The organism is Caballeronia eucalypticola (genome assembly GCF_047608185.1).
Lineage (GTDB): Bacteria > Pseudomonadota > Gammaproteobacteria > Burkholderiales > Burkholderiaceae > Caballeronia.
In genome coordinates, this window is sequence record NZ_JBLKRU010000016.1 from 163,405 (window position 1) to 171,410 (window position 8,006).

At 58.0% G+C, this 8,006-nt stretch carries 11 protein-coding genes and 2 pseudogenes; 3 read left to right on the forward strand and 10 right to left on the reverse strand.

Going from position 1 to position 8,006, the window contains the following annotated elements:
• The first annotated feature begins 47 nt into the window (after nt 1-47).
• Nucleotides 48-806, forward strand: a complete 759-nt coding sequence (locus ACMX25_RS20025) for an SDR family oxidoreductase (RefSeq protein WP_414951809.1) — start codon at nt 48-50, stop codon at nt 804-806.
• Nucleotides 807-834: 28 nt separating this feature from the next.
• Here ACMX25_RS20025 and ACMX25_RS20030 read toward each other — a convergent pair whose 3' ends face one another.
• Both ACMX25_RS20030 and ACMX25_RS20035 read right to left on the reverse strand, forming a co-directional pair.
• On the reverse strand, nt 835-1,281 hold the full coding sequence (locus ACMX25_RS20030) for a tellurite resistance TerB family protein (RefSeq protein WP_414951810.1): 447 nt from the start codon (nt 1,279-1,281) through the stop codon (nt 835-837).
• A 26-nt stretch (nt 1,282-1,307) separates the two neighbouring features.
• Nucleotides 1,308-1,493 carry a DUF3563 family protein gene (locus ACMX25_RS20035; protein ID WP_414951811.1) on the reverse strand — a complete coding sequence of 62 codons (186 nt, stop codon included), beginning with the start codon at nt 1,491-1,493 and terminating at the stop codon, nt 1,308-1,310.
• A gap of 321 nt (nt 1,494-1,814) precedes the next feature.
• Between ACMX25_RS20035 and ACMX25_RS20040 the strand changes: the two are divergent.
• Nucleotides 1,815-1,964, forward strand: a pseudogene (locus tag ACMX25_RS20040) (muconate cycloisomerase); the annotation flags it as partial.
• A gap of 341 nt (nt 1,965-2,305) precedes the next feature.
• Here ACMX25_RS20040 and ACMX25_RS20045 read toward each other — a convergent pair.
• The 8 genes from ACMX25_RS20045 to ACMX25_RS20080 all read right to left on the reverse strand — a co-directional run bounded on the left by ACMX25_RS20045 (nt 2,306) and on the right by ACMX25_RS20080 (nt 7,180).
• Entirely contained in the window at nt 2,306-3,169 is an 864-nt protein-coding gene (locus ACMX25_RS20045; RefSeq protein WP_414951812.1) for a cytochrome c oxidase assembly protein, read from the reverse strand.
• 215 nt (nt 3,170-3,384) lie between these two features.
• Nucleotides 3,385-3,996: a hypothetical protein gene (locus tag ACMX25_RS20050; RefSeq protein ID WP_414951813.1), complete on the reverse strand. Its 612-nt coding sequence runs from the start codon at nt 3,994-3,996 to the stop codon at nt 3,385-3,387.
• Between the two features lie 294 nt (nt 3,997-4,290).
• Nucleotides 4,291-4,755 carry a hypothetical protein gene (locus ACMX25_RS20055; RefSeq protein ID WP_414951814.1) on the reverse strand — a complete coding sequence of 155 codons (465 nt, stop codon included), beginning with the start codon at nt 4,753-4,755 and terminating at the stop codon, nt 4,291-4,293.
• 46 nt (nt 4,756-4,801) lie between these two features.
• Complete coding sequence (locus tag ACMX25_RS20060; protein ID WP_414951815.1) at nt 4,802-5,254, reverse strand: zinc-finger-containing protein; 453 nt, start codon at nt 5,252-5,254, stop codon at nt 4,802-4,804.
• A 203-nt stretch (nt 5,255-5,457) separates the two neighbouring features.
• Nucleotides 5,458-5,874, reverse strand: coding sequence for an organic hydroperoxide resistance protein (locus ACMX25_RS20065; protein ID WP_414951816.1), 417 nt, complete (start codon nt 5,872-5,874; stop codon nt 5,458-5,460).
• Nucleotides 5,875-5,916: 42 nt separating this feature from the next.
• The gene (locus ACMX25_RS20070) at nt 5,917-6,204 is read right to left on the reverse strand and encodes a hypothetical protein (protein WP_414951817.1); all 288 of its coding nucleotides are present in this window, start codon (nt 6,202-6,204) and stop codon (nt 5,917-5,919) included.
• Between the two features lie 73 nt (nt 6,205-6,277).
• Nucleotides 6,278-6,520: a DUF4148 domain-containing protein gene (locus tag ACMX25_RS20075; RefSeq protein ID WP_414951818.1), complete on the reverse strand. Its 243-nt coding sequence runs from the start codon at nt 6,518-6,520 to the stop codon at nt 6,278-6,280.
• A 345-nt stretch (nt 6,521-6,865) separates the two neighbouring features.
• The gene (locus tag ACMX25_RS20080) at nt 6,866-7,180 is read right to left on the reverse strand and encodes a DUF4148 domain-containing protein (protein ID WP_414951819.1); all 315 of its coding nucleotides are present in this window, start codon (nt 7,178-7,180) and stop codon (nt 6,866-6,868) included.
• 372 nt (nt 7,181-7,552) lie between these two features.
• Here ACMX25_RS20080 and ACMX25_RS20085 point away from each other — a divergent pair.
• A pseudogene (locus tag ACMX25_RS20085) lies at nt 7,553-8,006 on the forward strand (transposase); the annotation flags it as partial.

Consider the following 8,006-nt stretch of genomic DNA (forward strand, 5'->3'; position numbering starts at 1 on the left):
ATTGAACATGGCGTAGATACGCCACACCTATCGAAAAGGAGATTGTTATGCACGACAAACCCGTTGCTCTCGTCACCGGGGCGAATCAAGGAATCGGTCTTCAAATAGCGAAGGAACTCGCTGCACGCGGCTTGACTGTGCTGGTCGGGTCGCGCAGCTTCGAACGCGGTGAAACTGCGGCCAGCGAAATTGGGTTGGACAGCGTCGCGCTTCAACTCGACGTGACGGATCAGGCTTCGATCGCATCGGCGGCGGAGCGAGTCCGAAACGAGTTTGGCCGCCTTGATGTCCTCATCCAGAATGCGGCTATTTCGAATACGAAAAAGCAGCCCGGTCAGTCGGTCGATGAGTACGCAAAGACGACGCGCCCAAGCAACGTGGCCCTCGATGAAATGCGCGCGGTATGGGACACCAATGTGTTCGGTGTGCTTGCTGTGTACCAGGCCATGCTGCCGCTTTTACGCGCGACGCCGGGTGCGCGCATCGTCAACGTGTCGAGTGGCGTTGGATCGTTGACGACGAACCTGGACCCGGCCTTCCCGTACCGCGGGATTTTCGGCCCCGTCTACCCGGCATCCAAGACGGCGCTTAACGCGTTGACGGTCGCAATGGCCATCGAACTCGAGCCGGAAGGGATCAAGGTCAATGCCGTCTCTCCGGGTTACACCAAGACTGCGCTCAACGGTTATTCGGGCACCGAGACCGTCGAGGAAGGCGCGCGCGAGGCGGTGCGCGTTGCGATGCTGGGCCCGGACAGCCCCACAGGAACGTTCACGCGCTGGGAAGGGCAAACGATACTGTGGTGATTTAGGTCCGGTGACGCGTAGCGTGAACTCACTTGCGATGCACCCGCGCGAGCCTGATCACCTCGCGTGGGCGCACCCAATCCACATGCTCCGGCAATTCCCATGCAGCACGCAACTGGCGAAGAAAACGGGCTTCTCCCTCCGAGATATGCTTGTCCGCATGAATGGCTTCCTTGCAGAGCCAGATGATGTCGCGCTGCATTTGCGGGTCCTGCACATCGGCCGCGAGTTGCGTGACGACGGTGGAGTCGAGCCTGCACGCGTCGCCCCAATTCAGGTAGGCGGCCGACGTCAGGTCTTCGCACAGCGTCTGCACGACGGCCAGAAATTGATGCGGGCGCAATGACAATCGCTGTTCGATGCCGTGGCGATCGAGCACGTCGAGCTCTTCATTCCCTATGTGTCCATCCGATAGTAAGCAGGCCGCGACGATGCGCGCTGCGGCTTCAGGGCTGTCGCATTGATAGTGACGCATATCGATTCTCCTTGTCTGTTGATTGTTCACAGTTCGCGGTCGCGCGGCACGGTGCTCGAATGCAGACTGAACGGATAACCGCCGCGGTCGAGATGACGCATGCGGCGTTCGAGATCCTCGAGATCGGACGAGGATGCCAGATACTCTTCGCGCTGGTCATAGTGAGAAGGTGAGAACAACGACCCCAGTTGTTTGGACAGTGCGGCAAACATGATGTGCTCCTTGAGTGGTGCGACGCATGTCGGGCCGGCGGTCCGCATCGCCGCTTCAATCCGATGCGTGCCAAACGCGTTTTTCGCATCTGAATGAGGGTTCGAACTTGAACCTGTGCATCGACGAACGAATCGTAGGCGCGGTGAATTAGCTGGGAATGAGAGTCGCGTGCAGCACTCCAAAATGAATCACGTGGTATGGCGCTGAGTTAGTTTTATGTATCTGTTGAAAGAATGATCTCTTCATACCGGCAAGGTATGAAAGTAGTCGGAAGCGGTGTTGGACTTGCCGGAACGTTTGTTCCTACCATGTGTGCTCACTTGGCCTGCGTGCCGATCATGGCCGACGAAACTCTGCATGGCGCCACCAATGCAATCGCTTTTAGCAAGCAACCATTGCGCCGATGTTTTCGCCGTCAAGATTGCCGGTCCGGTGGACGGACGGGCGCGGCGAGTGTTGCATCAATCGCGCTTCGCATCTGCCACAAGGTCCGAGCTTGGGCACCACGCTCGGACGGGAACGAGTCGAGCGACTGCAGCGCTGAAGCGTAGTGATCCGAATTAATGATCTGAAGCAATGATCCGAAATAATCTGCATTAACCTGAATCTATCTCACGACGGGCTTGTGCCCGAGCTTGAAAAGGCTGAAGCGGCGGAAGAGTTCAGTTCGTGCTGATCGATTTCGACTTTACGCTTTTCAAGCAACGCGATGATGTGAAGAGCACGGAGGTTGAACGCGTGCGCGCGGGAGCCTGATAGTCGCGAAGGCGACGTGAAGATCGTTCGAGAGAGGTCCGGACCAGCAGACCTCTCAATTCCCCAGCGCCGGTTTTGCTCGCCGTTTTGCAGGCCTCTGTTTGCGTGGCACGCGTGAAGGAAGTTCGGATAAACGCATCAGATGGCGCAAGGCCATCATGGCGCCGATCGCCTCAAGGACGCCGGCCGGTACCCACATGATGAGTCCGCCCAGACTCTGGTCGAGCGTCGCCGGAACTGACGTGAACGCGCGGCCGCAAAGTGAAAAAATCGGATAGAGGTCATGCGTCGAGAAGGTGATGATCGCGCCGACAAGAATTTGCGGGGTCATGGTGATGACCGGCGACAGCACTCGCAAGCCGGGCCGGGTACGGCTCGGCGGATGTGGCCGATGATCGAGCAGCATCCACCAATACAGCAGTCCGCTCACCGCGACCGACCAGTTCATGAACGTGTAGATGCGCCAGTCGAGCATGGCGACGAACTGTACAGATGGAATCAGCCAGAAGACGACGGAGATGACAAACGCCGCCGATATGAACGTTGGATTCAGTACGACAGCCGCAAGCACACGCGCTGGCCTGCGGTATTGCCAACGCCGCAGCGCACTGCGCCAACGCAACGGCAGGCCGGCACGCAGCACGCTGCCTGGATAAGACGCCATCAGGATCAGCGGCGCAAGATGATGCAGCACCAGATGCTGGAGCCGATGCACGAAGAATTCATGCTCGGCGTAATAGTCGAGGCGTGTGTGAAGCGCTATGTAGAAGAATGCGAGCCCCACCCAAAACGCAATTCGCCGCGCCATGCTGATACGAACGAGGCGTGATCCTCGCACATACAGTAAGGCTGTAATGACGAACACTGCCACGAGCCCGAAAGAAGGTTCCCATGGGACGAGCAGGTTGAGCAGAGACATGAAAGGCCGGCGTAGGTAATGGGGTCTTAAAGCAGCGATTTGAAGCAGAGACTTCGTGCAGGGGATTGACGCGCCCGCATCTTCGCCTTGGCGATCCGCATGTTAGCAGGTGCGTGCAAGGCTTGCTTTCGTCAGGAACGTCGAAGAAAACCGTAAGGTGCCCAGTTGCTGGGTGAGGTAAGCGCCGCTAGCCGACACTAGAGGCGACCCTAGACTTACGCAGGGCCACCCACAGCGAGTCCCCGTGTTCTGCTTCCAGAACGCTGTGGACTTGGAGTCACGTGTGATGGAGTGGGGACTCTTTCAATGCGGGCTCTTTGGCGCTGCTCCCAGGCGATGTATCGGCTGAGTGCTGCGTCGAATTCGATCAGATAGTCGTGATCCTTGATCGCGCCCAATTCGTTTTCTTCGCGTAGGTCAACCGCCATCAGCCAGGCCCGTCGCCCGAATTCAGCGCAATGTCCTTTAATGGTTACGGCGAACTCGTCAACATTCGAGCATCGATCGTTCGACTGAATCCGCTCGGCGTTATGCGTTTGATCGGCGCTGAAGGCCCGAAGATACGATGCCTTTCCGGCGTCGATGTCACGCCATTGAATGTCATCGGGAAATGCAAAGGGCGGTATTTCTATGTCGCCTAACTGTACGTGCCGCTGCTCCGACAAGTCCCTGCGTTCCGCTCGATCGATTGTCATCTGACAGCGGTGAGCAAACTCTTCGAGGGTGATGGCCGCGGTCAATGCAGTATGGCGACCGGCGTGAATACGCTCGGTGGCGCTGCGTGCCGAGTTGCGCTTGCGGGCAACCGCATTGCAGGTCACGTTCACGACTGCGCTGAAAACTCCAGCGCCTAAGGCGACGGCTAACCAAGGCGGCATAGTGCTCTCGCTAGATTTGACCGGTGCGTCTCCGGCCGATCTTCACAGACGCCAATCCACAACGACATGACTTCGTGCGTGCGGTGCAAGTCCGGTCACATCGGAATCAGCGTGGTCAATTTAATCATTTAGATATGACCGATGTCACTTTATTTCACGAAGGACGCACGCAGTGTTGTGAAGATTTGACACAGTGAAAACCCGCTCCTGCAGACACGATAAATGACTCACCGGCTGTCCCGTTCACGCCCTTTTTAATCGCGGCACGGGGTCCGCTTCGCCAGCTTTCAGGCGCTCGAGGCGCTCGCTTGCTGCGGCGAGTACGCCCAGCGGAGCGTTGTGGAGTTGCGCATCGTGTACGCACACGATGCTGGCAAGTTGCTCGCAACTCGCATCGTCCAGTTTCCAGACACCCGTGACCTGGCCTTGCGCGAACGCCGCGTTGAGCGCTGTCTCGCTCTGAAGCCACGCTTCGCGTGAGATTTGTCCATAGCCTGCCTCGACGACGCACGCCGTCAGGATCAGGATTTCTGCAAGGGACTGCGTCCCCGCCATCCATCCATTACCGTCACGCAGCGCCTGCAGTGCGCAATGAGCATGCAACGAGAGTGTGTCCGCCTCCATCCTGGGCATCGGGAGAAGCAGCATTTTGGACAGGCGGACTCGCGTTGCTTGTGCGCTGCGGTTAAACGGTAGGGTACGGGCCATGGAGTCGTCGGGGAGAGTTGTCCTCAGGTTAACGTACAGGTCGCGGTTATTCTGAAGGGGTAGCAGCTCTGCGATTTTGTTCGAATTGTTCAATTACATGCACCGCCGCCTTGCATTGCTCCAGATCCAGCAAATTGATGTTGCAAGCTTTCGGTTCGATCTTGAGTTCCCCGGCCAGCCACTTATAGCCCTTCGATCTTGCCTCGAAGATGCTTACGCCGTCGCGCCTGGCCTTTGTTTCAGCCATGGGTTCCAGCGCAGCGTGGAGTTTTGCTTTCCATTCCCGCAATTCGGCGTTCGCGAGCCGGCCGAGAGGAAGGTTGCGGGTACTGCGTGAAAATATGCCTATCCAAGCCTCACACAGCGCGCACAGCCACAGCGGGCCGTGCCCGTCCTGATACGGGTAAGCGGCCTCTCCGGGCCGCACAAGCGTTGCCTTTGCACCGCAATAGTCGCAATTTGGATGAGGCAGGGCTTGAACGGGACGGCCGACTCGCATGACGTAAGGTTGCCATAGAAAACCCGGAATATAGCAAAAGCCATGTGTTCAGTGGTTTGGCGGGCTCCGGGAGTGTCGTTCCCGTGGATTTTCACCGGTTCTTGCGATCGGCAAGAGACGCGGTTGGTGCAGTGCCATGAAGTGCTTTGCGGCATCGAACCGCCTCAACAGCAGAAGCGATACCGCAAGCCACCGCGTCTGGCTCAGGCAACCGTGATGACGATGTCGATGTTGCCGCTTAAAGCCTTGGAATAGGGACAGGTCTGGTGCGCAGCGTCCGCGAGAGATCGGGCGACTTCACGGTTCAGGCCGGGAAGGCTAACACTCAGGCGTGCTTGCAGGAAATAAGCGCCCGCAGTCGTGCCCAGGTCCACTTCGGCGTCGACTGCCGTGTCGGCGGGTAAAGCAATCTTCAGTTTGGCAGCCGCGAGCCCCATTGCACCGATAAAGCAGGCAGACCAGCCTGCGGCGAGCAGTTGCTCGGGATTCGTGCCGCCGCCTTTGCTGCCAGGAGCGGAAAGGGAGATATCCAGACGACCGTCATCGCTGTGGGACGCGCCGTCGCGGCCACCTGTCGTGTGGGTCTTGCCGGTATAAAGTACTTTTTCAAGCTGTGCCATCGTTGACTCCTTGTTTGCTTACGTTGCGTTCGGAAAGGTCGTTCAGTGATGCAAATAGGGCGAGCGGGTATCGTCTGTCAGCCTGCGAACGCCCGATTGCGAACGGGTTTCGCTTACGCCGCCAAACGACTGGGCGGCCGTGTTCACGTCGGCTTCTGCGCTGGCGAGTTCCGCGTGGATCGTCTGAGCACTTTGACCGCGTTGCGACGTGGGTGCGCCCAAGATCGGGTTGTAGTGAGGCGCCGGGTCGTAGCCGCTGCTGGCAAACACGGGGGCGGCGATCGCCGCGCTGATCGCGTTAAGTGCCGCGCCGATGAAATGTTTGTTCATGATGAAAGTTCCGGTAGGAACAAAGCTTTAGATAGGGTGTACTAACTGAATTTTCTCGATGACGAATGCCTGGTTACATGCCTCCGCGATACAGCGTGCGGTTAAGGTAAGCGGCCTGTCCGTCGCGTTGCGCTTGAACCAGTTCCTGACGAACTTCCGCGCGGGTCTTGGGAGCAATGCTGTTGCGCGCCGGCGAACATTGCGGTGTCTGGACGCCGCTGGCCGTATCGATGGCCAAGCTGACTGTGCCGGCTGCATGAGCCAAACCTGAGACTGCGCTTGCAACAAAAGCCAAAATAATCATTGAGCGTTTCATATCATTCTCCTGAGAGGGTTCGATCAGTACCGGTGAATCCGGCGTTGATGCATTAGAACGCCGGCAGGTATCGAGTTTGTGTCGGGAAAACCGGGAAAATCCACGGTTTTGTATCGATGAAATGCCTGGATACGATGAGATACAAATTCGTGATGTGACGCATGACGAGGAGGGCTCGCACGGCATGACCGCTTCCGAGCGATCGAGAATGTCCCGCGGTTGAACAAGACAACACACGTACAAACAGGGCCTTAGCCATCGGAGTTCGTACTCCGATGGCTAAGGCCCTGCTGATTTCTTTACTGCGAAATCGCGTTCACGCGGCGCCGTTAAAGACGCAATCTTTTAAGGGCGTGCGTAGATCGAGCTCAAGCCGATCACATCTGACTCCGTCGCGCGGGAACCTGCCGCAGCCGTGCCGCTGGTTGACGAGCCGTGCGATTTTGCTGACACGCCGTTCGCGGCGTTGACGCGCGCTTGCGCCGCTTGAATGTTCTGCGGATATTGCGTCTGGTCGCTCGCCGGGTTATAGCCGGCTTTTTCCAGTTGGACCAGTTGGGCACGCACATCGGCTCGGGTAAGGGTTTCGTTCGATTGAGCGAACGAGACGGCCGGGATGGCAACAACAGCGGCAAGGATCAGCGCTTGGACGAGTTTCATGATGTCTACCTCTTGAAAGTGGGTTTCCGCAAACACCGGTTTGCGCGTTGAGTGGTTAAAGCTGAATCGAGTCGGACTGGCTTGGGACTGGATTCGAATGCGCCGTGATGCAGGGCTGGCGTGAATGAATTAGACCGCCCCGACGTATCTGGCTTGTGTCCGGCAGGCACCTCAGGCGAAACGTTGTGTGTCCCTGCGCCCCGCAGATACATTGCGATACAAACAATCAGGTTCTTTAGCGAGTTCGCGGTCGTAAATAAGGCCGCAGTGAGGCGCGCGGACATAGAGGTGGCTCCGGAAATCTGGACAGTCGGCTAGGTGGAGTCGCTGGGTTCTGAGATAGGCATAATGCCTACAAAAGGAAACCAGACGATGACGAAGAGAACCCGGCGCACGCACTCAGCGGCGTTCAAGGCGAAGGTGGCACTGGCAGCAGTACGCGGGGAGCGCACGCTGGCAGAATTGGCGCAGCAGTTTGAGGTTCATCCGAACCAGATCACGGAATGGAAGCGGCAGTTGCAAGAACGAGCGGCCGATGTGTTCGGCGCGGCGGGTGTGCCCGTCAATGAGCCGCCGGTGGATCTGAAGACGCTTCACGCAAAGATCGGCCAGTTGGCGCTGGAGAATGATTTTTTGTCCGGCGCGCTCAGCAAGGCAGGCTTGCTGAGCGCAAAGAAATGATTGATCGTGCCCACCCCTTGCCGGTTTCCCGGCAGGTCAAGCTGGTCGGCATTAGCCGATCCAGTGCGTACTATGCGCCGAGCCCGGTCAGTGCCGCAGATCTGGCGCTCATGCGCCGGATCGACGAGTTGCACCTGGAGCATCC

Bases quoted from the DNA above. Each gene is read 5' to 3' on its own strand.
- ACMX25_RS20060 (WP_414951815.1), bottom strand. From the start codon at position 5,254: ATGCGAGTCGGCCGTCCCGTTCAAGCCCTGCCTCATCCAAATTGCGAC.
- ACMX25_RS20065 (WP_414951816.1), bottom strand. From the start codon at position 5,874: ATGGCACAGCTTGAAAAAGTACTTTATACCGGCAAGACCCACACGACA.
- ACMX25_RS20045 (WP_414951812.1), bottom strand. From the start codon at position 3,169: ATGTCTCTGCTCAACCTGCTCGTCCCATGGGAACCTTCTTTCGGGCTC.
- ACMX25_RS20080 (WP_414951819.1), bottom strand. From the start codon at position 7,180: ATGAAACTCGTCCAAGCGCTGATCCTTGCCGCTGTTGTTGCCATCCCG.
- ACMX25_RS20025 (WP_414951809.1), top strand. From the start codon at position 48: ATGCACGACAAACCCGTTGCTCTCGTCACCGGGGCGAATCAAGGAATC.
- ACMX25_RS20035 (WP_414951811.1), bottom strand. From the start codon at position 1,493: ATGTTTGCCGCACTGTCCAAACAACTGGGGTCGTTGTTCTCACCTTCT.
- ACMX25_RS20075 (WP_414951818.1), bottom strand. From the start codon at position 6,520: ATGAAACGCTCAATGATTATTTTGGCTTTTGTTGCAAGCGCAGTCTCA.
- ACMX25_RS20030 (WP_414951810.1), bottom strand. From the start codon at position 1,281: ATGCGTCACTATCAATGCGACAGCCCTGAAGCCGCAGCGCGCATCGTC.
- ACMX25_RS20070 (WP_414951817.1), bottom strand. From the start codon at position 6,204: ATGAACAAACATTTCATCGGCGCGGCACTTAACGCGATCAGCGCGGCG.
- ACMX25_RS20055 (WP_414951814.1), bottom strand. From the start codon at position 4,755: ATGGCCCGTACCCTACCGTTTAACCGCAGCGCACAAGCAACGCGAGTC.